30 protein-coding genes and 1 riboswitch are annotated in these 24,507 nt (G+C 32.1%); of the genes, 12 read left to right on the top strand and 18 right to left on the bottom strand.

Annotated features, from left to right (window positions below; translation table 11 throughout):
• Positions 1-3 precede the first annotated feature (3 nt).
• The 3 genes from BBG48_RS06365 to BBG48_RS06355 form a co-directional block, all read right to left on the bottom strand.
• On the bottom strand, positions 4-627 hold the full coding sequence (locus tag BBG48_RS06365; protein WP_068913919.1) for an MBL fold metallo-hydrolase: 624 nt from the start codon (positions 625-627) through the stop codon (positions 4-6).
• A gap of 12 nt (positions 628-639) precedes the next feature.
• Entirely contained in the window at positions 640-1,104 is a 465-nt protein-coding gene (gene dtd / locus BBG48_RS06360) for a D-aminoacyl-tRNA deacylase (protein WP_068913918.1), read from the bottom strand.
• 149 nt (positions 1,105-1,253) lie between these two features.
• Positions 1,254-1,913, bottom strand: coding sequence for an HAD family hydrolase (locus BBG48_RS06355; protein ID WP_068913917.1), 660 nt, complete (start codon positions 1,911-1,913; stop codon positions 1,254-1,256).
• 380 nt (positions 1,914-2,293) lie between these two features.
• Here BBG48_RS06355 and gltS point away from each other — a divergent pair, with 380 nt between their 5' ends.
• The 3 genes from gltS to BBG48_RS11150 all read left to right on the top strand — a co-directional run bounded on the left by gltS (position 2,294) and on the right by BBG48_RS11150 (position 5,045).
• Entirely contained in the window at positions 2,294-3,601 is a 1,308-nt protein-coding gene (gene gltS / locus BBG48_RS06350; RefSeq protein WP_094754480.1) for a sodium/glutamate symporter, read from the top strand.
• 173 nt (positions 3,602-3,774) lie between these two features.
• Positions 3,775-4,881: a sodium ion-translocating decarboxylase subunit beta gene (locus tag BBG48_RS06345; protein ID WP_068913915.1), complete on the top strand. Its 1,107-nt coding sequence runs from the start codon at positions 3,775-3,777 to the stop codon at positions 4,879-4,881.
• A gap of 14 nt (positions 4,882-4,895) precedes the next feature.
• Positions 4,896-5,045 (top strand): hypothetical protein, encoded by a 150-nt coding sequence (locus BBG48_RS11150; RefSeq protein ID WP_185959825.1) that lies wholly within the window; start codon positions 4,896-4,898, stop codon positions 5,043-5,045.
• A gap of 78 nt (positions 5,046-5,123) precedes the next feature.
• Here the strand turns inward: BBG48_RS11150 and ribH are convergent, their stop codons facing one another.
• From ribH to ribD, 4 genes are read right to left on the bottom strand one after another with little or no spacing between them, the layout of a single operon-like run.
• The gene (ribH, locus tag BBG48_RS06340) at positions 5,124-5,585 is read right to left on the bottom strand and encodes a 6,7-dimethyl-8-ribityllumazine synthase (protein WP_068913914.1); all 462 of its coding nucleotides are present in this window, start codon (positions 5,583-5,585) and stop codon (positions 5,124-5,126) included.
• Between the two features lies 1 nt (position 5,586).
• Complete coding sequence (locus tag BBG48_RS06335; protein WP_068913913.1) at positions 5,587-6,804, bottom strand: bifunctional 3,4-dihydroxy-2-butanone-4-phosphate synthase/GTP cyclohydrolase II; 1,218 nt, start codon at positions 6,802-6,804, stop codon at positions 5,587-5,589.
• A gap of 15 nt (positions 6,805-6,819) precedes the next feature.
• Positions 6,820-7,473: a riboflavin synthase gene (locus tag BBG48_RS06330; RefSeq protein WP_068913912.1), complete on the bottom strand. Its 654-nt coding sequence runs from the start codon at positions 7,471-7,473 to the stop codon at positions 6,820-6,822.
• Positions 7,474-8,538, bottom strand: coding sequence for a bifunctional diaminohydroxyphosphoribosylaminopyrimidine deaminase/5-amino-6-(5-phosphoribosylamino)uracil reductase RibD (gene ribD, locus BBG48_RS06325; protein WP_243446756.1), 1,065 nt, complete (start codon positions 8,536-8,538; stop codon positions 7,474-7,476).
• Positions 8,539-8,626: 88 nt separating this feature from the next.
• A riboswitch (FMN riboswitch) is annotated at positions 8,627-8,741 on the bottom strand.
• A 178-nt stretch (positions 8,742-8,919) separates the two neighbouring features.
• Between ribD and BBG48_RS06320 the strand changes: the two genes are divergently transcribed.
• From BBG48_RS06320 to zapA, 3 genes are all read left to right on the top strand, one after another.
• The gene (locus tag BBG48_RS06320) at positions 8,920-9,861 is read left to right on the top strand and encodes an NAD(P)/FAD-dependent oxidoreductase (protein ID WP_068913911.1); all 942 of its coding nucleotides are present in this window, start codon (positions 8,920-8,922) and stop codon (positions 9,859-9,861) included.
• Positions 9,862-9,887: 26 nt separating this feature from the next.
• Entirely contained in the window at positions 9,888-10,328 is a 441-nt protein-coding gene (locus BBG48_RS06315) for a PaaI family thioesterase (protein WP_068913910.1), read from the top strand.
• A gap of 97 nt (positions 10,329-10,425) precedes the next feature.
• Complete coding sequence (gene zapA, locus BBG48_RS06310; RefSeq protein WP_068913909.1) at positions 10,426-10,941, top strand: cell division protein ZapA; 516 nt, start codon at positions 10,426-10,428, stop codon at positions 10,939-10,941.
• Positions 10,942-11,362: 421 nt separating this feature from the next.
• Here zapA and BBG48_RS06300 read toward each other — a convergent pair whose 3' ends face one another.
• The 8 genes from BBG48_RS06300 to BBG48_RS06270 all read right to left on the bottom strand — a co-directional run bounded on the left by BBG48_RS06300 (position 11,363) and on the right by BBG48_RS06270 (position 14,969).
• Positions 11,363-11,788, bottom strand: coding sequence for an IS630 family transposase (locus tag BBG48_RS06300; protein ID WP_116170944.1), 426 nt, complete (start codon positions 11,786-11,788; stop codon positions 11,363-11,365).
• Positions 11,773-11,991 (bottom strand): winged helix-turn-helix domain-containing protein, encoded by a 219-nt coding sequence (locus BBG48_RS06295; RefSeq protein ID WP_094754477.1) that lies wholly within the window; start codon positions 11,989-11,991, stop codon positions 11,773-11,775. Before BBG48_RS06295 ends, BBG48_RS06300 begins: the two co-directional genes overlap by 16 nt.
• A complete protein-coding gene (locus BBG48_RS06290; protein WP_158527912.1) occupies positions 11,988-12,155 on the bottom strand; it encodes a helix-turn-helix domain-containing protein in 168 nt (55 codons plus the stop codon). Before BBG48_RS06290 ends, BBG48_RS06295 begins: the two co-directional genes overlap by 4 nt.
• Positions 12,124-12,261 (bottom strand): hypothetical protein, encoded by a 138-nt coding sequence (locus tag BBG48_RS10995; protein ID WP_158527911.1) that lies wholly within the window; start codon positions 12,259-12,261, stop codon positions 12,124-12,126. The genes BBG48_RS06290 and BBG48_RS10995 overlap by 32 nt, the downstream gene beginning before the upstream one ends.
• A 215-nt stretch (positions 12,262-12,476) precedes the next feature.
• Positions 12,477-12,680: a transposase gene (locus BBG48_RS11585; RefSeq protein ID WP_068913907.1), complete on the bottom strand. Its 204-nt coding sequence runs from the start codon at positions 12,678-12,680 to the stop codon at positions 12,477-12,479.
• A gap of 160 nt (positions 12,681-12,840) precedes the next feature.
• Positions 12,841-13,617: a hypothetical protein gene (locus BBG48_RS06280; protein ID WP_068913906.1), complete on the bottom strand. Its 777-nt coding sequence runs from the start codon at positions 13,615-13,617 to the stop codon at positions 12,841-12,843.
• A 3-nt stretch (positions 13,618-13,620) separates the two neighbouring features.
• A complete protein-coding gene (locus BBG48_RS06275; protein WP_068913905.1) occupies positions 13,621-14,145 on the bottom strand; it encodes a hypothetical protein in 525 nt (174 codons plus the stop codon).
• The gene (locus tag BBG48_RS06270) at positions 14,145-14,969 is read right to left on the bottom strand and encodes a ParA family protein (RefSeq protein WP_068913904.1); all 825 of its coding nucleotides are present in this window, start codon (positions 14,967-14,969) and stop codon (positions 14,145-14,147) included. Before BBG48_RS06270 ends, BBG48_RS06275 begins: the two co-directional genes overlap by 1 nt.
• A 270-nt stretch (positions 14,970-15,239) precedes the next feature.
• Here BBG48_RS06270 and BBG48_RS06265 point away from each other — a divergent pair, with 270 nt between their 5' ends.
• On the top strand, positions 15,240-17,222 hold the full coding sequence (locus BBG48_RS06265) for a methyl-accepting chemotaxis protein (RefSeq protein ID WP_068913903.1): 1,983 nt from the start codon (positions 15,240-15,242) through the stop codon (positions 17,220-17,222).
• A gap of 198 nt (positions 17,223-17,420) precedes the next feature.
• Positions 17,421-17,783, top strand: coding sequence for a hypothetical protein (locus BBG48_RS06260; RefSeq protein ID WP_094754475.1), 363 nt, complete (start codon positions 17,421-17,423; stop codon positions 17,781-17,783).
• A gap of 149 nt (positions 17,784-17,932) precedes the next feature.
• Here BBG48_RS06260 and BBG48_RS06255 read toward each other — a convergent pair whose 3' ends face one another.
• The gene (locus BBG48_RS06255; protein WP_068913902.1) at positions 17,933-18,304 is read right to left on the bottom strand and encodes a PTS glucitol/sorbitol transporter subunit IIA; all 372 of its coding nucleotides are present in this window, start codon (positions 18,302-18,304) and stop codon (positions 17,933-17,935) included.
• Positions 18,305-18,514: 210 nt separating this feature from the next.
• Here BBG48_RS06255 and cls point away from each other — a divergent pair, with 210 nt between their 5' ends.
• Both cls and BBG48_RS06245 read left to right on the top strand, forming a co-directional pair.
• The gene (gene cls / locus BBG48_RS06250) at positions 18,515-20,101 is read left to right on the top strand and encodes a cardiolipin synthase (RefSeq protein WP_094754474.1); all 1,587 of its coding nucleotides are present in this window, start codon (positions 18,515-18,517) and stop codon (positions 20,099-20,101) included.
• Between the two features lie 35 nt (positions 20,102-20,136).
• Positions 20,137-20,880: a heparan-alpha-glucosaminide N-acetyltransferase domain-containing protein gene (locus tag BBG48_RS06245; RefSeq protein ID WP_068913901.1), complete on the top strand. Its 744-nt coding sequence runs from the start codon at positions 20,137-20,139 to the stop codon at positions 20,878-20,880.
• A 67-nt stretch (positions 20,881-20,947) separates the two neighbouring features.
• Here the strand turns inward: BBG48_RS06245 and BBG48_RS06240 are convergent, their stop codons facing one another.
• A complete protein-coding gene (locus tag BBG48_RS06240) occupies positions 20,948-21,628 on the bottom strand; it encodes a Crp/Fnr family transcriptional regulator (protein ID WP_068913900.1) in 681 nt (226 codons plus the stop codon).
• 115 nt (positions 21,629-21,743) lie between these two features.
• On the opposite strand from BBG48_RS06240, the gene BBG48_RS06235 reads away from it, so the two are divergent.
• Together BBG48_RS06235 and hcp are read left to right on the top strand one after the other, a co-directional pair.
• Positions 21,744-22,481, top strand: a complete 738-nt coding sequence (locus BBG48_RS06235; protein ID WP_068913899.1) for an ATP-binding protein — start codon at positions 21,744-21,746, stop codon at positions 22,479-22,481.
• 60 nt (positions 22,482-22,541) lie between these two features.
• On the top strand, positions 22,542-24,146 hold the full coding sequence (hcp, locus tag BBG48_RS06230; protein ID WP_243446755.1) for a hydroxylamine reductase: 1,605 nt from the start codon (positions 22,542-22,544) through the stop codon (positions 24,144-24,146).
• A gap of 120 nt (positions 24,147-24,266) precedes the next feature.
• Here the strand turns inward: hcp and BBG48_RS10990 are convergent.
• Positions 24,267-24,507 (bottom strand): hypothetical protein (locus BBG48_RS10990; RefSeq protein WP_158527910.1); only part of this gene is annotated, 241 nt, incomplete at its 5' end.

The raw sequence follows: 24,507 nt of genomic DNA, 5'->3' as shown, positions 1-24,507 counted from the left end.
TTATTAAAGTCCTTGCATAAATGGGTTGGTTCTTTTTTCTATTCCTATTGTAGTGGGCTGTCCATGTCCCGGATAAACCTCTATGATATCATCAAGCTTTGATAGCTTTTTCAAGGAAGTATTCATCATATCAAAAGAACCGGTGGGTAAATCAGTACGTCCAATTGAGCCTTGGAACAATGTATCTCCGGAAAAAAGCTTATTATCGGTAAATATACACATTGAACCTCTTGTGTGTCCAGGAGTTTCAATAAATTTTAATATTTCATTTCCAAGGGTTATTGCGTCACCATCTTTGACCTCTTGCAAATTATTAATTTTAGGACTATTTAAGCCATATCTTGATGTTAGATTTAGAGTGGAGTCTTGTAGTAATTTTTTTTCATTAGACGAAATCACTGTAGGCACGTCATGTTTTTTTAGTAGCTCATCAACTCCTGAAATATGGTCAACGTGTCCATGAGTTAGCAAAATATATTTCAATTCAAGAGATTTTTTGTCTAAAAAGTTTTCGATTTCTCTAACTGAGCCGCCCGGGTCAATTACTGCTGCGTCTTTTGAACTCTCATCATAAAGTATATAAGCATTTTCTTCAAATGGATATACAACAATTGTGTAGTTTTGCAAAATTTTTCTCCTTTATCTGTTTAGGTCGCCGCTATCAAGCCAAATTGTAGTAGGTCCTACGTTTTGTATGTTTACCAGCATATCTGCACCAAACTCACCTGTGCCAACTTCAAAGCCTAAATTTCTAAGATAATCGGCAAATTTTTCATACATCATATTTGCATAATCAGGCTTGCCTGCATTTATAAAGCTTGGGCGATTACCTTTTTTGCAGTCTGCATATAGGGTGAATTGTGATATCAACAGGATTTTTCCGTCAATATCTTTTATGGATAAGTTCATTTTTCCGTTTTCGTCTTCAAAAATTCTAAGCTTGCTTATTTTATCTGCTAATTTTTGTAAATCCTGCTCAGTGTCCTCATTTGATACGCCAAGTAAGATTACAAAGCCTTTGTCTATGCTTGATTTTAACTTATACTCTCCATCTGTCATTATACTTACAGAAGAATTAACAGCTCTTTGTATTAATGCTCTCATTTTTACCTCTTTTTTAAATATATAGATAAAATTATACAACAATTAACTAGTAAAATCAACAATTATATGGAGTGTATAACAGATTTAGCCCAGCAAAATTTATGTAATAAAAAAGCATTCAGAGTTTGAATGCTTTAAAATGAAATGTCTTATTTATTTTCAATACTTTCAATTATTTTGAGAATATCTTTAGGTTTGTTTGCAAAGTAGGTAGCGTTATCCAGCTCATGCTCTCTAGCAAACCCATATAGGCAACCGATAGAATGGATTGCATTTTTTGTAGCTACCTCAATATCATGAAATCTATCTCCAACCATGATGTAGCTTTGCTCACCGAAATCTTTTTTAATATACTGTGAAAAAATTTCATATTTGGGGGTATCAGGGTATTTTTGTGCCCAATAATATGCTTTGAAATAATCATCTAAATGGAATAATTCTCTGTGCATATCCTTGTATGAGGTTCGACAATTGGATAAAAATATCAGTGTATGTTTTTTTGACAGCTCCTCAAGAACTTCTTTAATACCATCGTAAAGTTTGGCTTGTCCCTGCAAAATCATTTCATTCATTTTTAATTCTATAATCTTGGATAAAGTGTATTTAGTTTCGCTATCTAAATCAGGTGCTGTCTTGTCCCACATTTCTTTAAATGTACGACCTAGATTATCGCTGATATCTTTTGCTGTAAACTCTTTTTTAAGTGGCTTGCCGATTTCTAAAAGATGCTTTTCAGCAGCTCTAAAAGCAGGCTCATAAATTATCATGGTGTCATGCAAAGTACCATCATAGTCAAATATTATATACATTAGTTATTCCTTCCTAGATATGAATTATTAAGTGTACTTTGTTATTATATCCAAAAAGTATTTAAACTAGCAATAAATATGTTATAAAATTTTTATTAAAAAAGAATTTTATACTAATGAAGTTTTTCATATTATCCATAAATAAGCAAAAAAATGCAAAATTTTTAAAAATTTCAAAAAAATTTCTAGGTTTAAATTCATTAAAATTTCAGCAATATTAGATATATATGAATAATTTAATTCATAATTTAAAGCATTTAGAAAAAAATACCTCTTGTTTTTTTATAATCAATGCATTATAATTTCATATAAGAAAATGTTTTCTACATTTTCTACAGTTCTAATTATATTTATAGTAATTTTATGAAAGGTGGTTTATTATGTACCCTATCGAAGATTTTGCAGGAGTGAAAGCCCTCCTAAAGAGTTTGAATTTAGCTACATATAACTCAGCAATGAACATTAAAGTGGATGAGGCAAGTGGACTTACTACTTTAAATCTTGACTTAATGCAGAGCTTTGCCGTTGCGATGGTAGTTTATTTCTTAGGTGTATGGATGAAGAAAAAGATTAGCGTTCTTGAAAGATTCTGTATACCAGCACCAGTTGCCGGCGGTTTCGTATTTGCAATACTTCACTTAATTGTTAGACAAACTATGAACTTCTCACTAGGTATTGACACTACTTTCCAAAGCCCATTCATGATGGTATTCTTCACTACTATTGGTTTAACAGCTAGTATTGAGCTTATTAAAAAAGGTGGACTTGGCGTTATAATTTTCTGGGTATTGGCGTCTATCCTTTGCGTATTCCAAGATGCAATTGGTCTTACTCTTGCAAAGGTTATGGGTGCGAACCCTCTACTTGGACTTATTTGTGGTTCTATAACAATGACAGGTGGACATGGTACAGGTGCAGCCTTTGCTCCTAAATTTGCTGAAATGGGACTTGACGGTGCTAACGTTGCAGCTATGGCAGCAGCTACATTTGGCCTAGTATCAGGCTCTATAATCGGCGGACCTATAGGTGCTACACTAATTAGAAAAAATAATCTTAAATCTAAAGCAGCAGAATATACAAATCAAGAAGTAACTCTAGAGTCAGAAAAAGAAGAAATAAATGTTGATGAGGTTTTAAAAACTTTAACTATAATACTAATATCAATAGCAATAGGTGCAGTAGTATCTATACCGGTTAAAAAGGCAGGTATAACACTTCCAGCATATGTTACAGCTATGATAGTTGCATCTATACTACTTAACGTTGGTGAATCCACAAAAATGTGGCACGTTAACCAAAAAGCAAGTTCTTTCCTAGGAACTTTATCTCTTAATGTATTCTTATCATTTGCATTAACAGGTATGCAACTATGGCAATTAGCTGAAGTTGCCGGACCTATGATGGTAATATTAGTTGCTGAAGTTGTATTCATGGCATTATTTGCATACTTTGTAACATTCAAGGTAATGGGTTCTGACTTTGACGCTGCAACTATAGCTGCCGGTCACTGCGGTTTCGGTCTTGGTGCTACTCCTAACGGTGTTGCAAACATGACATCCGTACAAGAAGAATTTGGTCCTGCTCCAAGAGCATTCTTCATATTACCAATAGTTGGTGCATTCCTAATCGACTTTACAAACTCACTAATAATCACAATATTTGTAAACATAGCTCAAACTATGATGTAATATTAATTAGCAAAAATTAAATAGCTTTATATACAATAAGTACGAGCCTTTTGGTTCGTGCTTATTTTTTGAGTATCGGTGTAAATATATGTTGCAATTTTACTAATATTCTTTTATAATACAAAAAAATTAGTCATAATATTCATTTTTAGTGAAAGGAATTATTTTTTTCCATGGCAGAGATTTTTGCAAATATTGGTAATATACAAATTAATCAAATAATCATGTGGATTATTGGTGGCATCCTAATTTATTTAGCTATCAAGAAAGAAATGGAGCCTACACTATTATTGCCAATGGGGTTTGGCGCAATATTAGTCAATCTACCAAATTCAGGTGCAACTGAGGTTATCAATCACTTATTTGAGATTGGCATAGCTGATGGCGAGCTGTTCCCGCTTGTCTTATTTATCGGTATAGGTGCTATGATAGACTTTGAACCTGTATTGTCAAACCCTAAGCTAATGATATTTGGTGCAGCAGCTCAGTTTGGAATATTTTTTACTTTATGTTTAGCGTCTTTATTCGGGTTTGAGCTTAAAGATGCTGCGTCTATAGCTATAATAGGTGCAGCAGATGGACCAACTTCAATATTCGTAGCTAATATGCTAAAATCAAATTATACAGCGGCTATAATGGTTGCGGCTTATTCATATATGGCACTTGTGCCAATTATCCAGCCACCTGTTATCAAAGCTTGCACTACTAAACATGAACGTAAAATCAAAATGAAAAATAGTGCTATGCCTGTATCTAATACTACTAAGATACTATTCCCTATTGTTGTCACTATAATTGTTGGTCTTGTATCACCGGATGCGGTTGCTCTTATCGGTTTCTTAATGTTTGGTAATTTAATAAGAGCTTGCGGAGTTTTGGACTCTTTATCTCAAACGGCACAAACAGTTTTAGCAAATTTGGTTACAATATTTTTAGGTATCACAATTTCTTCTAAGATGGTTGCGACTGATTTCTTAAAATTTGAAACGCTATTGATTATGGGGCTTGGTCTTGTAGCTTTTGTATTTGATACTTTTGGTGGGATAATGCTTGCAAAAATAATGAATTTATTTGTAAAAGAAAAAATAAATCCTATGATAGGTGCAGCCGGTATATCTGCATTCCCAATGTCTGCTAGGGTTATTCATAAGATAGGCTTAGAAGAAGATAGGACAAACTTTTTACTTATGCACGCTATAGGTGTAAATGTGTCAGGGCAGATAGCATCGGTTATAGCCGGTGGTCTTGTACTTACTCTTGTTGGTCCACTTGTAAAGTAATAGGAGGTTAATAGATGGATACTCAATATGTATTTCAAATCACGCCTGAAAATTTTATGGTTGCTTTATCTATATTAGTTAAGGGCATGATAGGCTTATTTATAGTAATGGCATTTATTGTGCTATGCGTGTATGCTTTAAATAACACTTTTAAGAAAAAATAGAGTTAATATTCCAGTTAAATGAAATTTAAAAATCCCTTGTCGTATGAAAATATGGCAAGGGATTTTTTGGAAATATAATTATATTTGTTTTATTAGATTAATCATTTCTATTGCGCAAATAGCACAGTCATAGCCTTTGTTGCCTGATTTTGTGCCGGCTCTTTCTATAGCTTGTTCGATATTATCTGTGGTAAGCACTCCAAATAATACAGGCACTCCGGTTTGTAATGACACATTTGCAACTCCCTTTGACACTTCACTGCACACATAGTCATAGTGGGAGGTAGCTCCTCTAATTACTGCACCTAAGGCAATTACTGCATCGTATTTTTTGCTGTTGGCAAGCTTTGATGCTATGACAGGGATTTCAAATGCTCCCGGCACATAATAGATGTCTATTTCGTCATCATTCATACCATGACGTGTAAGTCCATCTACTGCACCATCAACCAGCTTTGATGAAATAAATTCGTTAAATCTTGTGCTGATTATTGCTACTTTAGAGTCTTGTGCTACTAATTTACCTTCAAATTTTTTCATTTTAATTTACTCCCTCTTCTTTTAAATTTAATAAGTGACCAAATTTTTCTTTTTTTGTTTCCAAATAAAACAAATCCGTCTCATTTGCGTCTATTTCAATTGGTACTCTTTCAACAATTTTTATGCCGTAGTCTTCCAACTGGTATATTTTATCAGGATTATTAGTCATTAGCTTTAATGTTTTTGCACCCAAGTCTCTAAGTATCTGAGCTCCTATATAGTATTCTCTTTCGTCAGGCTTAAAGCCTAAGGCGACATTAGCCTCTAATGTATCCATACCATCGTCTTGTAGTGCGTAGGCTTTTAATTTATTGACTAGACCTATGCCTCTGCCCTCTTGCCTCATGTAAAGCACCACGCCTCTTTTTTCTTTTTCTATTTTTCTAAGTGCTGTAGCTAGCTGGTCTCCGCAGTCGCATCTGAGAGAGCCAAAGGCATCTCCTGTTAGACATTCTGAGTGAACTCTAGTAAGTAAATTTTCTCCGTCACCAATTTCACCTTTTACTAACGCCACATGCTCTTGACCATGGATTTTATCTACAAATGAATGGATTATAAAGTCACCGTATTTTGTAGGTAGTTTCGCTACGCTAACTTCTTCGACCAAGTTTTCGTGAGTTTTTATATAGTGTTGCAAAGCTTTTATTGTGATAAAAGTTATGTTGTATTTTTCTGCTAGTTCTTTGAGCTTGGTGGTTCGCATCATAGTGCCATCTTCATCCATAATTTCACAACAAAGACCTACTTGTTTTAAGCCTGCAAGTCTGAGTAAATCTACAGTAGCCTCTGTGTGACCGTTTCTTTCCAAAACGCCATTCTTTTTTGCAAGCAGGGGGAACATATGTCCGGGGCGTCTAAAATCTATAGGGGTAGAGCTATCCTCTACGCATTTCATAGCGGTTATTGACCTTTCTTTTGCTGAGATGCCTGTAGTTGTAGATAGGTGGTCTATAGATACGGTAAAGGCTGTCTCATGATTGTCTGTGTTATGGCTTACCATTTGTGGCAGTCCTAATTTTTGCACATAATATCTGCTCATAGGCATACATATTAGACCTTTGCCATGCACTGCCATGAAGTTAATATTTTCTGTGGTGGCAAATTCTGCTGCACAAATAAAATCGCCTTCGTTTTCTCTGTCCGGGTCGTCAGTGACTAAGATTAGTTTGCCATTTTTTAAATCTTTAATTGCTTGTTCAACTGTATCGAATTTTTTCAATTTATCCTCCTTAAATTAAAATCCATATTTTTGTAAAAATTCTGCTGTGATTACTGATTTTTTAGGCTCTTGTTTAGAGTAGTCAAATTTTAATAGATTTTCTACATATTTTCCTATCAAATCTACTTCTACATTTACTTTGTCTCCTAATTTTTTAGTGCCTAGAGTGGTTACGGCTAAAGTATGGGGTATAGCTGAAATAGAAAATGAGTGATGCGAAAGCTTTGCTACAGTAAGGCTTAGTCCATCAATGGCAACTGAGCCTTTTTCTATGATGTATTTTAAAATATTCTTTTCTGCTGAAAATTCAAACCATGTGGCATTATCATCTTTTGTAACCGATATTATTTCGCTAACTCCATCAACATGACCGGATACTATGTGACCTCCAAGCCTTGTAGACAATGTCAATGCACGCTCAAGATTTACAATACTACCAGCTTTTAAATCTTTTAGTATACTTCTATTTAATGTTTCGTGCATTACATCAGCGGTGAATGAATTGGTTGTAAAAGATGTAACGCTCAGGCAAACACCGCTGACACATATACTATCTCCTAAAACTGTTCCCTCTAATACTTTTTTTGCTTGTATTTCTAATACAGAGGAAGCTGTGCCCTTAGAGATTTTTTTAATCTTACCAGTTTCTTCTGCCAGTCCGGTAAACATCTAGTTGTACCCCCTTAGTAATATATCTTCGCCTATTTTTTTATAATTTATGTCTTTTAGCTTTATTGCGTCATTCATATCGTCAATGCCTATGCCTTCGACCGGAGATTTGCCTCTCCCGCCAATAAATTTGGGGGCGATGAAGGCATAAATCTTTTGGAATAAATTTTCTTTTATTATAGAAAAATTTATATTTCCCCCGCCCTCGACCAAGATGCTGTCTATATTTTTTTGTCTTAATTTTTTTAATAAATTTTTTATATCTACTTGATTATCTTTTTTTTGTACTTGTAAAAGTTCTATTCCACAATCTTCATACCTTTTGTTATATGAGCAGGTGGCGATTATGGTTTTTACTTCTTTTGCAGTTTTTACTAGATTAGAGCTAAGAGGTGTCCTTAGATTGGTATCTACAATTATTCTTATAGGATTTTTTGCGTTTTCAATTCTGCTGGTAAGTAGTGGGTCATCGGCTAAAACTGTGCCAAGTCCTACAAGTATGGCTGTATATTTATTTCTGAGTAAATGAACATATTTTCTAGATTTTTCGCCACTTATCCATTTTGAGCTACCTGTGTGACTTGCTATCTTGCCGTCAAGTGTCATTGCATATTTTAGTGCCACATATGGGGTGTCATGGGTTATGTAATGGAAAAATATTTCGTTTAATTTGTCACATTCTTCTTTTAATACATGAGTTTTAACCTCTATGCCGGCAGTTTGCAATATTTTTATACCTTTACCGCAAACAAGGCTATTGGGGTCGTCTGAGCCGATATATACTTTTTTTACACCTGATTTGACAATTGCATTTGCACATGGAGGCTGTTTTCCAAAATGAGAGCAGGGTTCTAAAGTGACATACATTTCGCACGCTAAGGCTTTTTCTTTTGCGATTGAAAGTGCCATTGTTTCTGCGTGTAAATCACCATACTTTTTGTGCCAACCCTCAGCTATTATTTCATTGTCCTTTACTAAAACGCAACCAACTAATGGGTTTGGAGATACTTTACCATATCCGTTTTTGGCAAGCTCGATTGCCCTTTTCATAAATTTTTCTTGCATTTTTCCTCCAAAAAAAATTGCGTCCCAAACTCAGGGACGCAAAAAAGTTCTGAAAAAATAAAAAATCTGAACCCAAAAAGGCTCAGAGCATTTTCTTCTCTCATCCGGACTATAACCGTCGGTTTTGGAATTACACCAAATCATGCACAAAGCTCGCGGACTTTACCGCCGATAGGGAATTTCACCCTGCCCTGAAGAATTTATTAATCATATAATAATACATTTGACAACGTTTGTCAATAGTAAAAAAACAATAATTGACAGATGCAATTTAAAAATATTAAAATAGACATTACTGCATACTGAATAATTATTCTAAAATGTTTAATTATCATAAAAAAGCAGTATAAATAAACATTGATGATTAAATTGGAGATAAAAATGAAAACTATATACGATGTAATAATAGTAGGAGCAGGTCCGGCAGGTCTAACGTCCGGGATATATGCAGGCAGAGGCAAGCTAAAGACTTTGATAATTGAAAAAGCAAATGTCGGCGGACAGATGGGAGATACACAAAGAGTACAAAACTATCCGGGATTTATAGACGAGGATAACGGTCAAATCCTATCAAAAAGAATGAAAGAGCAATGTGAAAAATTTGGTGTAGAATTTATTACAGGCGAAGTGAAAAAACTGGATGTCAGCGAAAAATTAAAAACAGTCTTTGCTGATATTGGGGAATATATTACAAAGACTATAATCTATGCAGCAGGCTCATCACCTAGAAAACTAGGGGCAGTAGGTGAGGACGATTTTTCAGGCAGAGGAGTATCCTATTGTGCCACTTGTGACGGAGCATTTTTTACAGGACTGCCAATTTACGTTGCAGGTAGTGGTGCTACAGCAGTAGGTGAGGCTATGTATCTTAGTAAATTTGCAAGCGAAGTAAATATAATTTGTGATAAGTCAGAGATAGATGCTAATAAGCAAGTAATACAAAAAGTAAATGAAAACTCTAAAATTTCAATTATGTATAACAAAAAAATCGTAAAAGTTGGCGGAGATGGACTTGTCCAGTTTATTGAGCTAGAGGACGCAAATACATCACAAATCACAAAAATTGAGTCAAAAGATGGAAATGTTATGGGTATATTTGTATCTCTTGGAGTAGGACCGGCAACGGATTTAATCAAAGACTTTGTTAAAACTGATGATAAGGGCTACGTTTTAGCAGGAGAAGATACACTTACACAAGTGGACGGACTATTTGTAGCAGGAGATTGCAGGAAAAAACCACTGCGTCAGATAGTCACAGCCACAGCAGATGGAGCAACAGCAGCGTCTATGGCAAGTAAATATATAAATAACAATTTTAAATAGATAAGTGCGGATTTTTAGGAGAGTTAATGGAAAGAAATCAAAACGTATTAAAATCAGAAGAATATAAAAGAAATTTTTTCAAAAAAGAAGTCCTAAGAACATTGATAATGGAGGGCATGACCATAGACTATGCAGGGGACGGAGTATCGGAGCTTAGCCTAAAAATTACAGATAAAATGCTAAACACCTACAGCAAAGTGCATGGAGGGATACTATTTACCCTTTCGGATTATGCAGCCGGCTCATGTGCCTACGAAATGGGAAAGGCGGTAGTAACTCTAAATGCGAACATAAATTTTATAAAAGCGGTAAATACACAAGAAATAATAGCAAAGGGCAAAGCCGTACACTCAGGCAAAAGCACAGTAGTAGTAAATGTAGAAACAATGGATAAAAAAACAGGCGAATTGCTGTCTACATCGTCTTTCACAATGTTTGTTATAGGAGATGCTCAGGATTTTATCTAAATGGTGTATAGATATATTCTCTTTCTAAATAAAAATATATTTAAAATCCCTCCGATATGATATAATATAAGATAATGAAATTTAATTGGAGGGCAAAATGAACAAAGTAACAGTTCATATATTTGGCAGAGAATATTCCTTGATGAGCGACAAGTCAAAGGAATTCATCATCAGAGTTGCAAGCTACGTCGATGATGAAATAAATAAAGTGGCAAGTGAGCTTAAAAACCCTGTAAGAGACGATATATTAATACTTGCCTGCAATAATATTGCTGAAAAACTCTTATTAGAGCAGTCAAAGGACATTGCTCAGGAAAATAATAGCCTAAATAAAACCATAGAAAACCTGCAAAGAGAAAATGCCTCACTAATGCTGGAGCTAGAGCAAAAAGACGTAAGACTAAAAAGCTATGAAATGTCAGGCGGAATTGACCCGCAGGAGCTGGCTAAAATAGAAAAAGAAAAAGCACAGCAAAGAGAAACCGTCAAAAAATTAAACGACCAAATAGAAAAATATAAAATCTTAAACGATGAAATCCAAAGTAAATTTTATGAATTACAAATGAAATTAGCAAAATTAGAACAAGAAAATGAAGATTTAAAGAATAATTAGTAAAAAAATATGTGAAATAGGTGAGTTGTCAAACTAAATACAACATAGATATTTTTAGTTTTTACGCTATTATTTTTTTAATAGACTTGGCTTTAAAATAATTTTTCCTTTTTGGATAATTTGTTGCCTAAGTAAATGCAACACATCTTCCCCAAACATATCTACGAATAATTCTGTAGGAGATTTACATGCATATTTTTCTCTTGCATAGGAATTGATATGAGACATCATTAAGTCTATATCATCTTGAGTATAACCATACATACTTGTGTATTTATACTAATATTCTATACAAATGTTACTTAATCCATTCTCTTAGTGTTATACTTTTTACCATTTCTTTTGTTAATTTATTTATTGTTTGGCATAATCTATTAATTACATCTTTTAAGGTTTTAAATACTTCGTTTCTAAACACCATCTAGCGGATTTGTTTCAATATTTGTTCTATGGGGTTCATTTCTGGGGTATACGGCGGTATGTGTATTATCTTTACGTTTTTTGGTATTTCTAATCCTTTTGATTTATGCCATACTGCTCCATCACATACCAGTATTATCATATCTTCTTTGTATTCTGCTGATAATTCTTTTATGAACTCATTCATACAATTTGTATTGCAATTAGGCTTTACTAAAAAGTAATTCTCTCCTGTTTTTGGCTCTAATGCTCCGTATACATATCTGTATTCTCTTATATGATGGCATGGTACTTGTGCTCTTGTTCCTTTTTTACACCAACAATATTTTGATTTATTTATTCTTCCAAATCCTGCTTCGTCTTGAAACATTAGTCTTACTCTTTTATTAGGGCAATCGTTTTCTAAATTCTTTACTGTTTTTTTAATTTTTTTGTGGTTTCTATTGTCTCTTCACTTGCTTTGTTTGGATGTTTGCTTCTTGGCATAACTTTTCTATAGCCATTTCTTTTTAATAATTTATGTATTTGTCCTGACCCTATTTCGTGGCCGACTAATTCTATATATTTTTCTTTTATTTCTTGTACTGTTACTATCTGTCCTTTTTCTGCTTTGTCTTCAAACTTTTTCAAAAATTTTTTTCTTCTTGTATTCTTATGTTTCTTATGTTTCTTCTGTTTCCTTGTTGTTTTTTACTCTTTAATTCTTCTAAGCCTTTTTCTTTAAACTTTTTAGTCCATATACTTATTGTTATTCTTGATACTTTAAGTATTTTTGCTATTTCTTGTACTTTCATTCCTTCTGCTCTTAGTTGTATTGCATGAAGTCTTTTGTCTTCTCGTTTTTCTTTGTATTATTATTTCATTTAATTCTGTATTTGTTATTTGATATTTTTTCCTCATTTTCATCTCCAAATACATTATACCTCTTTTTTATATTGTATAGTAGCTTTTCTATAGAATTTTAGTATAAACAACTTTTTCAGTCTCATATTAATAAATTCTTAAGTGCGCAGGAACTGTGGAAGTAGTTGAGAATTTGAAATCTAAATTAAAACTTTTTTTATTTTATGATTTGTCACTCCTATTATCCTAGATATTTGTCTCATTGTATTATACTAATAGACAAATGAAGCACACACTTTTCTAAAAAATGTTGGTAATTTTTCATTTGCTTCTTCTACCAGTAAATGAATATGATTATCCATTAAAGCGTAGGCATAAATATAGATTTCAAATTCTTCTTTGAATCGAAGTATAGTTTCTTGAAATTTTATGTAATCTTCATAAAATATTATATTTTTATTATTTCCGCCTAACATCACATGGTATATGTTAGATGCTGATTTTTCCTTACTTTTCTTGCCATATTATTTTACCATCTATCTTACCTATACTATAAAAGTAATAATTTTATTTAATAATTATACCTTTATATTATTAAAACGCCAATCATTCCCCCGCCCCAGTTATATAGTATGTTTATATTTCCTTGAAAATATCTATAATCTTTTTCTTATAATTTAATTCACTTTCTATAGAAGATCTAATCATACACTTTTCCGGATAATCTGCAAACCTCACATAATCTTTAAAGTGAAATATAATAAATAATGAATTTACTACGCTTGAAATATTCTTTATATGATTGTTGATAAAAATGATGTCTTTATCTTCAAATTTAAAATCATTTAAATAATTCACTTTATCAAAATAACTTGTGTTTGAAGCATGCACGTAGTTAGACATCTCTTTATAGCTATTGTCCCAATTTTTTATTATATTTGTTATTAAGTTTTCAAGTTTAGACTTATCAATATTATACTTATTTGAAAAAGGATAATTTTTTATATATTCTTTTATTTCTTGTAAATTTTTTATTGTCTTATAATTCTCATCTTCTTCTTTTTTAATACATTCTATTTGATGGTCAAAAAAATAAATATACTTTAAACTAAGCTCTTGTAGTCTTCGTATTAAAAACAATGCAGGAATTTTCATTTCCAAAGGTGTTAAAATCATTATATTTAACAAATCTGAAATCATTTCTTGTATATACTTTATAGTATCTGCCTTGTCTTTGTATGTTTCTTCTAATTTTTTTTCCCAAAATTTCAAACTTAGTAATAATAATATGCAACTCTCAGTAAATTCAATTAGATGTTTATTTTCTAATAAACTACGATTATACTTTTTTCTTAAGAATTTATTTATAATTTCAAATTCTGTATGTAAAATGTAATCACTTTTGTAATCCAATTTTTACCTCTCATAATTATCAAAGTAATTTAACCATGCATTAATATGTGAATTTGTAATGTTAGAAGAAGATTTATTTTTTCTTGAATTATTAGATTTATTGTTTACAATACTAGAGGACTTTTTTAATACCTCGCTAATTGTTTTAAAAATTTCTTGCTGCTTATTTTTTTCAACAGACAAAATAAACACTATTAACATATTTATCATGTCTTCAATCTTTTTAGTTTTTAAATTATTACATTCTTCTTTGTTCATTATTTTTTCTGAAAAAGAAATAAAATCTTTCTTACCTTTAAATATTTCTTTAGTGCTTAATATTTCATAAAGGTATGTTGCTATTTTTTTTTCTTTTGATGTATCAACCTCGTCTAATTTAAAGTTGACTTCTTTCTGCATCATAGTTCTAAGTATAATATCTTTTATATCATTTATATCCTTCAAATTCGGATTTAAAAATTGTACCTTATTTAAAGAATCCAAAAAGTCTAACAATGAGTATAGTTTATCCTTCATTTCCAAATTCATTATATGATTTTCCCTTTCTGCACAATTTCCCTTACAATATTATTAAGCTCTACTTTTATCTCAGAATTTTTTAAATTTTTTATAAATCTATCTTGTGGTTCAGGATATTCCATAAACTTAGTTATGTCCTCACATTGCCTTAATTCATTTGTTAGCAACTTATCTTTCCATCTTTCTTGTATTTGGGTTTTATACTTCTTATATAACACTTTATTTTTATATACCATATTTAATATTATGCCTAAAAACTCTATTTTATGGCTAAACTCTTTAATTATTGTCTGATTTACATATTTTTCCAATATAGGAAGTCCAAATAAAGAGAATGAATCTGTTTTCATTGGTACTATATAATAGTCAGAAGCTAAAAGTGATGTTTTTGTGTAATCTGATATAGTAGGTGGACAATCTATAATTATTAAGTCATATATATTTTTTAAATTATCCTCCATAAATTGATTTAACTTAAACGGTGCTGCTGATAAATTTACGTTCATTATATCTAAACTAGATGGAATAATATCAAAAGACCCCTCAATCTTAAATAAAAACTTCTTTAAATCAATTGGTTTGATTTCTTCAAGTACAGAATTTGTATTGTATTCAGGCGAAAGAAAAGCATATGAAGATTTGCTCTTGTCTCTCAATATAGAATCGACTTGTTTGTCTGGTAAAGAATATTGTGTAGCATTCATTTGCGGATCCATATCAATAATTAAAACTTTTTTACGATAATCTTTTACTAAAATATCCGCCACATTTACTGCCAGTGTAGTTTTACCTACTCCGCCTTTCATATTAATAAAGCTTATTACTTTAGCCATTATATCCTCCTAAGTAGAAAAACATTATTTTAAATATTATACTATAAATAATAAAGCTTCTCTACATATTATTGTCAAAAAATTATACAAAATAACAAAATTTTTTAGACGATATAATTTTAAATTAAAAATAGTTTTTAATAATGAATTTTTTCAAATAATAGTATATAATGTATGTGTATTATCCTATAGTTTTCAATTTTAATAATTAAATTTTCAAGCTTTACTTACAAATTTAAAGTAATTGGTTAAGTTAAGAGGTAGAGCGTTATGAAACTAAAAAATAAGTTGTTGACCTACATAGGATTGCCGGTAATTATAGTTCTTGTTATAATTGCAACTGTATCTTACACATCATCTCAAAAAATGCTTAAAAGTGAAATAAATAAAAAGATGCATCTTACGTCAGCATTTTATGGGACACAGATAGAAAGCTTGATTGAAGATAATAAACAAAAATTACATATAATGTCTCTTTCAGTAGAAGACAATATTATAAAACCGAATTATACAAATGCTGATTTAGCAAGTTTGTTAACATCTATGACAAAAAATTCCGGCAACCTAGGAGATGTATTTTTGGGTTCTACTGATAAACCGTTTATAGATGGAGCTGGTTGGGTAGCGGATGGGAGCTATGACCCAACCAAAACACAATGGTATGAAGATGCTATTGGCAAAACAGACATAGCCTTATCCAATCCGTATGTTTTAGCATCTGATAAGACAAAATTAGTTTTGACAATCAGTAAAGAAGTAAAGAAAAATGGTCAGCCGTTTGGAGTATTAGGTGCGGATATATCCTTAGATACAATAAAAGAACAGCTTAGCAAAGTGCAGATTGGAAAAACAGGCACTATAGTGTTGGTTACAGGAAAAGGCGAATATATTTACGGAAAAGATAAGACTTTAGAACAAAATATCAGTGAAGATTATCCGGATTTAGCTCAAAAGCTACTTGAAAATCCTGATGATAAAGAAATAGAAAACAACGGAATGTATTACTTTACAAAAAAAATTGGTGGAACTGATTGGGTTATAATCACAAATATAGCTAAAAGTGAAGAAATGGCACCAGTACACAAATTGTCATTAATTATACTAAGTATAGCTGTTATTTCATTATTAATAGTCATACTTATAATATACGGAGTTTCAAAGTCTGTAACACACCCTGTGGAAGAATTATGCACAGATATAGAAAATATGGCAAATTATGATTTGACAATCACAGACAGCAAACCTTCAAAAATTTATTCAAATAGGTCGGATGAGATAGGAGATATTTCAAAATCAATAGTTCAAGTTAAACAAACAATGCAGGATATGATGATTTCGTTAAATGATATAGCGAGTCAATTATCATCCTCCAGTGAGGAATTGACGGCTACTAGTGAGCAGTCATCAGCAATAGCGGGCGATGTTGCAAGAGCTATGGAAGAAATATCTAAAGGAGCTATGACTCAGGCGGAAGATGTACAAAATGGGACAATGGCTATGAGCACAATGCAGGACGCACTTAATACAACATCTAGCTCTATAGATACTTTGTCAGGTATGACAAACCAAGTTATGAATGCAAAAGAAAAAGGAATTGAGGCAGTTAATGAGCTGATTGATGCAACACAAAATTCTTACAAAAAACTTGCACAAGTACATGAAGTAATTACAAATACAAATGACAGTGCACAAAAAATAGAGGTTGCATCGGATATGATAAAATCTATTTCAGAGCAGACAAACTTATTGGCACTAAATGCAGCAATAGAGGCAGCAAGAGCTGGTGATGCTGGTAAAGGCTTTGCAGTAGTAGCAGAAGAAATCAGAAAACTTGCAGAACAGTCAAATAGTTTTACAGAAGAAATAAGACAAATTGTAGATGAATTGAGTGGAAAAACATCAGAGGCAGTTGATATAATGCAGCAGGTAAAAGAATTAGTGACTGTTCAATCAGATAAAGTAACAGATACACAAATACAATTTAAGACAATTTCTCAAGAGCTAGACAGTACAAAAGATGCTGTAGTGGGCTTAAACAAGACTCAAGAACAATTGACAACATCTAAAAATGAAATGATTTCTATAATGGAAAATCTGTCAGCTCTGTCAGAAGAAAATGCAGCATCGGCTGAAGAATCAGCCGCATCAGCCGAAAAGCAGACGTCATCATCAGAAGAAATTGCAAGAGCAAGTGCAAATTTAGCTGAACTGGCACAAAAAATGACACAAATGGTTTCAAAATTTGTGCTATGAAATAAATAATCAAAAAATATAATTTTAAAATTAAAAAATCTGCTTTAAGGTATCCTTTGAGCAGATTTTTTAGTAGATATTTTGTGAGGGTTATAAAAATTTACAAACAAATCAGCATATATTGTATTTATTAAATTCTATTTAGCTTGAATAAATAAAAAACATTATTATAATAATATGTGGACAAGGCAGGTAAAAATGGAGTATATAAGAAATTGTAGTGAAAAATATAGCTTGCATGATTGCAAGATAAAGGAATTTGAAATAAAAGAAGATAAATTGATAATGAAATTTGATGCACTTTTTTGGCTACATGGTGACGAAACAGATAACCGACCATTTGAGATAGAATTTCCTGATGTTGACTTTGACGACTGTTCGATTTATATTTTTGACAGATGGCTTTATAGAGGGAAATTTAAAGGAAAAGCAATGAGCTTAAAAAAATTCATAAAAAAATATAAAAGCTACGAATTAGAAATCTTGGACGATATTTTGGATATGACAAGAGCTATTTTTGCCAATATAATAGAAAGGGCAAAGCTCCGGTTAATGTTATAATTAAGATTTGGAATAAAGGAGATATGATATACAGATTTAATTAGCTTGCGTCTTTTGAGCAATATAAATGTGTTAAAACTAAAAAAGTGCCCTAATTTCTAGGGTACTTTTGATAAAATAAGCTAGTCGACATAAAATTTGCCATATATTTATTCGGTAATACTAATTGTATCACCAATTTTTACCTCAGATGGCCTTTTTCCTTTTACTACTATTTGACCAGGTAGTACATGACCTATATAGTCTGTAAATACGACAGTGACATGAGCAAGGTCTCTTAGATTACTTTCCACAAGTCTACCTACATAGAGTATTTCAAACGCATCATCATTTATATTAAGGTGCATACCTTTTTTAATAGGTGAGTTTATTTCAGAAGTGTTGAGAATGTAGCAATATTGCTTCAAAGTTTCCGGAACACTGTCCCCAAAAAATATCATCATATTTGGCTCAAAGAAATCAGACTCAACATGATTTGCTTTTTCTCCAAGCTCAGTTATCTTGCTTTCGTACGCAACCATAAATCCTCCTTAAAATCAATTTAACAATTGTATTATTTTAACATTAAAATAGTATTATTGCAATTTATAATTTTAATCGGCTTATTTGAAAATTTGCTTAATAAAAATAGTTGCACAATTAGATTGAGAATGGTCAAGATTTACAAACATATTTAAAATTTGTTATAATATACTTAACTTGTTTTAAAATGAATAGTATTAGAGGTTTATATGTCAAATATAAAAAAGTATAAAGTTAAGCTAAGGAAACCGGATTTTTCTACACCTAAAAAATTTTCACTAAAACCAATACTTACAACAATCCTACTGATGATTTTGCAGATAATATTAATAGCTCTTGTGTTCATTTACCTAGATGAGTATTTAGCGGCATTCGGATTTATATTATCTATAATTACGTTTATGCTTGTTGTATACATAGTTACAAGTCCTGAAAAATCCGGATATAAAATAGCATGGATATTACCTATTGCGGTTACACCGGTTTTTGGACTGATGTTATATGCTATAATAAAAATATTTCCCGGCACAAAAAAATTATCTTTACGCACTGAAGAGCTAATGAAACAGTCATCAGAGCATTTTCCACAAAACGAAGAGCTGATAAATGAATTTGACACAGTAGACGAAAACTACAGCGACCTTTGCAAAATGCTTTACTCCTCAGGCTGGTATCCATTGTATAAAAACATACCTTGCGAATATTACAGTTCTGGAGAGGTAGCGTTTGAAGAGATGAAAAAACAGCTGAGATTGGCAAAGGAATATATTTTTATAGAATTTTTTATAATAAAACAAGGTAAAATGCTGGCTGAAACTTTGGATATTTTAGCTGAAAAGGCAAAAGAAGGCTTGGAGGTAAGATTTATTTTTGACGGCTCAAATCTTATAAATTTGCCTTGGGATTATGACAAGTTTATTTCCAAATATGGGATAAAAGCTAAAATATTTTCAAAGCCTACTCCGATTTTATCTTCATATCAAAACAACAGAGACCACAGAAAAATAGTGGTAATCGATGGCAGGGTTGCTTTCACAGGAGGGATAAATCTAGCTGACGAATATATCAACGAAGTCGTAAGGTTTGGACACTGGAAGGATTGTGCCATAAAGGTTGAAGGTGAGGCTGTAAAAACTTTTGTAGGTACATTTTTACAGATGTGGAATTTTTATGAAAAATTTAATATAAAAAATGACTGTGACAAATTTTTGAGCAAAGAGTTTACAACTGTAACAAAGAGCGATGTAAAAAATTTTGTAGTACCCTATGCAGACTATCCTGATAACTATGACAACCCGGGAGAGGCTGTATATATGCACATACTTTATTATGCAAAAAAATATGTATATATAATGTCTCCATATCTAGTAATAGACGATGACTTTTTGTTGGCGATGAAATTTGCAGCTAAAAGAGGAGTAAAGGTAAGGCTTATAATACCGGGAATTCCTGATAAAAAAATACCATACACTGTAGCTCAAAGTTTTTTACCTGATTTAATCCGCTCAGGTGTTGAGGTATATATTTATGCTCCGGGGTTTGTTCACTCAAAAATATTTATCAGCGATGATACGGTAGCGACTGTAGGCACAGTAAATCTTGACTATAGAAGTATGTATCTACATTTTGAAAATGGGGTGCTGGCTTACGACAAAAAGCTTACAGCAGCTATAAAGGCGGATTTTGAAAGTACATTAGAGTCTTGCATCAAGGTATACGAAGAGTATTATATATTAGAGCCTTTTTACAAAAAATTCTTAGGTAAGGTAATGAGAATTTTTGGACCAATTATGTAATTAATTTAGTTTAAAATTTTAATCAAAAGGTTTAAATGAGCTATAAAAATAGAATTTGGTATATAGACTTTTTTAGAGGTCTAGCAATTGTTAATATGATTATTTATCACAGCTTGTACGACTTGAGATATGTGTTTAATGTGCCTTGGGCAAAATTTTTCAGCATGGATGGGTTTCATTTTTACCAGCAATACATTTGTATAAGTTTTATTTTTATTGCTGGGATTAGTACAAATTTTTCTAAAAATGTCATTAGAAAAGGCTTATTATTGATATTTTTCAATCTTGTCATACATTTTGTAACTACGTTAATCTCTGAGGATTTAGCTATTAGATATGGAGTGCTGGGACTTATTGGCACAGGTATGATTTTTATAGAGCTTTTTGTAAAAAAGCTAAGAATAAATATTTTCTTTGGATTTTTAATTTTTATGACATTATTTATTTTTGCAAAATACAGTATCTTTTCTCAAAATTTTGTATACAATAGCTTAAATGAGCTTTTTGTAGATTTTGATTTTGGATATATTTTTGGATTTCCAAAGCCGGATTTTTATTCGGCGGATTATTTTCCGATTTATCCATGGATATTTTTAATAAGCTCAGGATATTATTTTGGTAAAAATATTTTAGGTTTTGAGGTAAATAAAAGGGCAGTGATAAAAAACAGCGTAGTCAAGATAATATCAAAGATTGGTCAAAAATCTCTAGCTATTTATCTTTTACATCAGCCTGTAGTAGCGTTAGTATTATTTATTTTCTATCACAAAAATCTTTAATTCTAAAAAAATTAAAAAGGATTAACCTTGAATTGGCGGGTTAATCCTTTTTAGATATTCATTAAAGCTATTCATTGTCTAACATATCAGCATTTAAAGAAAAATGATTTTTTGTGTAGGTGAGCAAACCGTCTTTTTGTAGCTTGGAAAGCTCTACAGACATGGCGGCACGCTCTACATTGAGATAGTCCGCCAGTTGTTGCCTGTTAAAAGGTATATCAAAATCTAATCTTCCTTTTGAAATTGACTCAGAAGATAGGTATGACATAAGTTTTTCTTTAGTAGTCTTTTTACTAGTGTGAGAAATTTTATTGCTAAATCTTATATTTTTTTCGGCTAAAATTGTAACAAAATTTTGGATGACTTTATTATGAAAGCTGCATGAAACGCTACACATTTTCAATATACTATCTAGGTTTATCTGTAAAACTATAGTAGCTTCATCCGCCAAGGCACTTACATTTAATATACTCCCTTTCGATGCGGCAAAGGACTCTGCAAAAAAATGTCCGGTCATCAGCTTATCCATGATATTTCTTCTGCCCCACACATCCTCTTGTATGATTAGCACAGAGCCGGACACTATGAAATACATATATTGCGTAGTTTCTCCGCAATGTAAGATAAAGTTGTCTTTATCATAGTATATTTTTTTGATATCTATGCAAGCTAAAATCTTTAGTAGTTCTTCATCGGTCAAGCCGTTAAATAAAGCATTATTTTTGAGAATAGATAAAAAATCTTTCATAAAAACTCCATAAAAAATTTAAAATAAATAATTTCGTTTGATTTCAAACGGACTTTTTTATTTTTATTATATATAATGAATTCATAAAAATCAAATAGTTAATTTGGAGGTGAAAATGATTAGAAAAATCATACACATAGATGAAAAAAAGTGCAACGGTTGTTCGCTTTGTGCCGATGCTTGTCACGAAGGGGCAATAGCTATGGTAGATGGCAAAGCAAAGCTGATAAGAGATGACTATTGCGATGGACTGGGCAACTGTCTGCCTGTATGTCCAACCGGTGCAATTAGCTTTGAAATGAGAGAGGCGGCGGAGTATGACGAAGAAGCAGTGCAGGAGCACCAAAATAAAAGGATGAATGAAAAAAATATAAAACCTCAAATGGGAGGCTGTAAAGGTAGCCAAGTAAAAATTTTTAATAGAGAAAATAATGTTTATAGTGAAAAAAAAGAAAGTTCGCAGCAAAAAGGGTTAATAGGTGGGCAAGTGTCACAACTTATGCAGTGGCCGGTACAAATAAAATTAGTACCGATAAATGCTGCATACTTTAACAAAGCAAAGCTTTTGATAGCGGCGGATTGCACAGCATACGCTTATGCAAATTTTCATAAGGATTTTATGAGAGGTAAGGTAACTTTAATAGGTTGCCCTAAGCTGGATGAAATTGACTACAGTGAAAAATTGACACAAATAATAAAAAATAATGACATACAAAGTCTTACTATAGTAAGAATGGAAGTGCCTTGTTGTGGAGGTATAGAGTTTGCGGCTAAAAAAGCTCTGCAAGATAGTGGTAAATTTATACCTTGGCAAGTGGTCACAATTTCAACTGACGGAGATATATTAGACTAGTTTTACATCGTGACAGGGTTCATTTCATAAAAAATATATATTTATATTTGGAGGAGTATCATGGAAAAATTATTACAAGAACAAATGTTTTGCTTTCAATGTGAGCAGACAGCAGGATGCACAGGCTGCGAACATAGTGCAGGAGTATGTGGAAAGCAGGCAAGCACAGCTCAGCTACAAGATGAGCTGGTAGGAGCATTAATAGCTTTATCAAAAACAGCAAACGACAAAAAAATTAAATCACAAGAAATTTATAAAATAATAATAGAAGGCTTGTTTACAACGATTACCAACGTAAGCTTTAACGATGAGACACTTCAATTAATTATAGATAATGTAAGAAAGCATACAGATAAAATATCCGGTAAAAATAGTAAGGAAAATAAATCAGACAGAGATTTAGAATACGATATGAAAAATCTTTGGAAGGAAGATGAAGATTTACGTTCATTAAAATCATTAATTTTATTTGGCATAAAAGGCATGGCGGCGTATGCTTATCACGCTATGGTACTAGATTATGTAGACGATGAAGTAAATCAGTTTTTCGTAGACGCACTTGAAATGGTAGGAAATGAAGAAAGCTTTGATGATTTGCTGAAAACTACCCTAAAAGTTGGCGAAGAAAATCTAAAATGTATGGCACTACTAGACAAAGCTAACACAGAGTCCTATGGTACGCCTACACCGGTTACAGTGACACTAAATGTAGAAAAAGGACCATTCATAGTAGTCAGCGGACATGACCTAAAGGATTTAAAATTGTTATTGGAGCAGACAGACGGAAAAGGTGTAAATATCTACACTCATGGTGAGATGTTACCGGCTCACGGATATCCTGAGCTAAAAAAATATCCTCACCTTAAAGGAAACTTCGGTACAGCATGGCAAAATCAGAAAAAAGAATTTAAAGACTTACCTGCACCGGTATTATTTACTACCAATTGTTTAATGCCACCGCTAGATAATTACAAGGACAGAGTATTTACTACAGAAGTAGTTTCATTCCCGGGACTAATCCATATAGATGATGACAAAGATTTTACACCGGTAATAGAAAAAGCTTTAGAGCTTGGTGGCTATAAAGAAGACACACAATTTTATGGTATAAATGGAGGAGACCACGTTACAACAGGGTTTGGGCACGGAGCAATACTTTCACACGCAGGTGAAGTGGTTGACGCAGTAAAATCAGGAGCGATAAAACACTTTTTCCTAGTAGGCGGATGTGATGGAGCAAAGCCGGGCAGAAATTATTACACAGATTTTGTAGCAAATTCTCCAAAAGACAGCATAATCTTGACACTTGCTTGTGGCAAGTATAGATTTAACGATTTAGATTTAGGAACAATAAATGGACTCCCAAGGATAATGGACGTAGGACAATGTAATGATGCCTTTGGTGCAGTGCAAGTAGCACTAGCTCTTGCAAAAGCATTTGACTGCGAAGTAAATGACCTACCACTTTCATATATAATTTCTTGGTACGAACAAAAGGCAGTAGCAGTTTTGTTAACATTACTATATCTTGGAATAAAAAATATAAAACTTGGGCCAACCTTGCCAGCCTTTGTATCTCCAAATGTACTAAAATTTTTAGTAGACAATTATGGTATTTCTCCAATAACTACAGCACAGGAAGATTTAAAACAAATCTTGGCATAGCTTTAAGTTTACAAACAGATTTTTAATAAAAAATTCGCCTGTTAAGTAAAACTACCATTACTTAATAGGCAAATTTTGTTTGTATGTAAATTCAATAGGCTAATAAAAAATTAAAAAAGTTTATTGAGTTTTAGTAAGCGAAATATAATTTTTGTATTTTCTAACGTTAAAAACTGCATTTTCTGAAAATGATATAAAATTTTTTTTTATTGGAAAACTTATAGAAAATCCTAGATTGTCAGGATATCCTGACAGATTTGCTACGACTTTGTTACCTTTCACAAAAATTAAATATACAACCCCCTCGCTTATAATGTTATCAGTGATATAACTGCTTTTAAACCCGACTATAGCCTCTATT

The organism is Criibacterium bergeronii (assembly GCF_001693775.2).
Taxonomy (GTDB): domain Bacteria; phylum Bacillota; class Clostridia; order Peptostreptococcales; family Filifactoraceae; genus Peptoanaerobacter; species Peptoanaerobacter bergeronii.
Note: the sequence above shows the minus strand (reverse complement) of the source record. Positions and strands in the feature narration are given on the sequence as shown.

Excerpts from the sequence above, each read along its gene's own strand:
- dtd (WP_068913918.1), bottom strand. The coding sequence starts at position 1,104 with ATGAGAGCATTAATACAAAGAGCTGTTAATTCTTCTGTAAGTATAATG.
- BBG48_RS06355 (WP_068913917.1), bottom strand. The coding sequence starts at position 1,913 with ATGTATATAATATTTGACTATGATGGTACTTTGCATGACACCATGATA.
- gltS (WP_094754480.1), top strand. The coding sequence starts at position 2,294 with ATGTACCCTATCGAAGATTTTGCAGGAGTGAAAGCCCTCCTAAAGAGT.
- BBG48_RS06345 (WP_068913915.1), top strand. The coding sequence starts at position 3,775 with ATGGCAGAGATTTTTGCAAATATTGGTAATATACAAATTAATCAAATA.
- BBG48_RS11150 (WP_185959825.1), top strand. The coding sequence starts at position 4,896 with ATGGATACTCAATATGTATTTCAAATCACGCCTGAAAATTTTATGGTT.
- ribH (WP_068913914.1), bottom strand. The coding sequence starts at position 5,585 with ATGAAAAAATTTGAAGGTAAATTAGTAGCACAAGACTCTAAAGTAGCA.
- BBG48_RS06330 (WP_068913912.1), bottom strand. The coding sequence starts at position 7,473 with ATGTTTACCGGACTGGCAGAAGAAACTGGTAAGATTAAAAAAATCTCT.
- ribD (WP_243446756.1), bottom strand. The coding sequence starts at position 8,538 with ATGCAAGAAAAATTTATGAAAAGGGCAATCGAGCTTGCCAAAAACGGA.
- BBG48_RS06320 (WP_068913911.1), top strand. The coding sequence starts at position 8,920 with ATGAAAACTATATACGATGTAATAATAGTAGGAGCAGGTCCGGCAGGT.
- BBG48_RS06315 (WP_068913910.1), top strand. The coding sequence starts at position 9,888 with ATGGAAAGAAATCAAAACGTATTAAAATCAGAAGAATATAAAAGAAAT.
- zapA (WP_068913909.1), top strand. The coding sequence starts at position 10,426 with ATGAACAAAGTAACAGTTCATATATTTGGCAGAGAATATTCCTTGATG.
- BBG48_RS06290 (WP_158527912.1), bottom strand. The coding sequence starts at position 12,155 with ATGAAAGTACAAGAAATAGCAAAAATACTTAAAGTATCAAGAATAACA.
- BBG48_RS10995 (WP_158527911.1), bottom strand. The coding sequence starts at position 12,261 with ATGAGGAAAAAATATCAAATAACAAATACAGAATTAAATGAAATAATA.
- BBG48_RS11585 (WP_068913907.1), bottom strand. The coding sequence starts at position 12,680 with ATGTTAGGCGGAAATAATAAAAATATAATATTTTATGAAGATTACATA.
- BBG48_RS06275 (WP_068913905.1), bottom strand. The coding sequence starts at position 14,145 with ATGAATTTGGAAATGAAGGATAAACTATACTCATTGTTAGACTTTTTG.
- BBG48_RS06270 (WP_068913904.1), bottom strand. The coding sequence starts at position 14,969 with ATGGCTAAAGTAATAAGCTTTATTAATATGAAAGGCGGAGTAGGTAAA.
- BBG48_RS06265 (WP_068913903.1), top strand. The coding sequence starts at position 15,240 with ATGAAACTAAAAAATAAGTTGTTGACCTACATAGGATTGCCGGTAATT.
- BBG48_RS06260 (WP_094754475.1), top strand. The coding sequence starts at position 17,421 with ATGGAGTATATAAGAAATTGTAGTGAAAAATATAGCTTGCATGATTGC.
- BBG48_RS06255 (WP_068913902.1), bottom strand. The coding sequence starts at position 18,304 with ATGGTTGCGTACGAAAGCAAGATAACTGAGCTTGGAGAAAAAGCAAAT.
- cls (WP_094754474.1), top strand. The coding sequence starts at position 18,515 with ATGTCAAATATAAAAAAGTATAAAGTTAAGCTAAGGAAACCGGATTTT.
- BBG48_RS06245 (WP_068913901.1), top strand. The coding sequence starts at position 20,137 with ATGAGCTATAAAAATAGAATTTGGTATATAGACTTTTTTAGAGGTCTA.
- BBG48_RS06240 (WP_068913900.1), bottom strand. The coding sequence starts at position 21,628 with ATGAAAGATTTTTTATCTATTCTCAAAAATAATGCTTTATTTAACGGC.
- BBG48_RS06235 (WP_068913899.1), top strand. The coding sequence starts at position 21,744 with ATGATTAGAAAAATCATACACATAGATGAAAAAAAGTGCAACGGTTGT.
- hcp (WP_243446755.1), top strand. The coding sequence starts at position 22,542 with ATGGAAAAATTATTACAAGAACAAATGTTTTGCTTTCAATGTGAGCAG.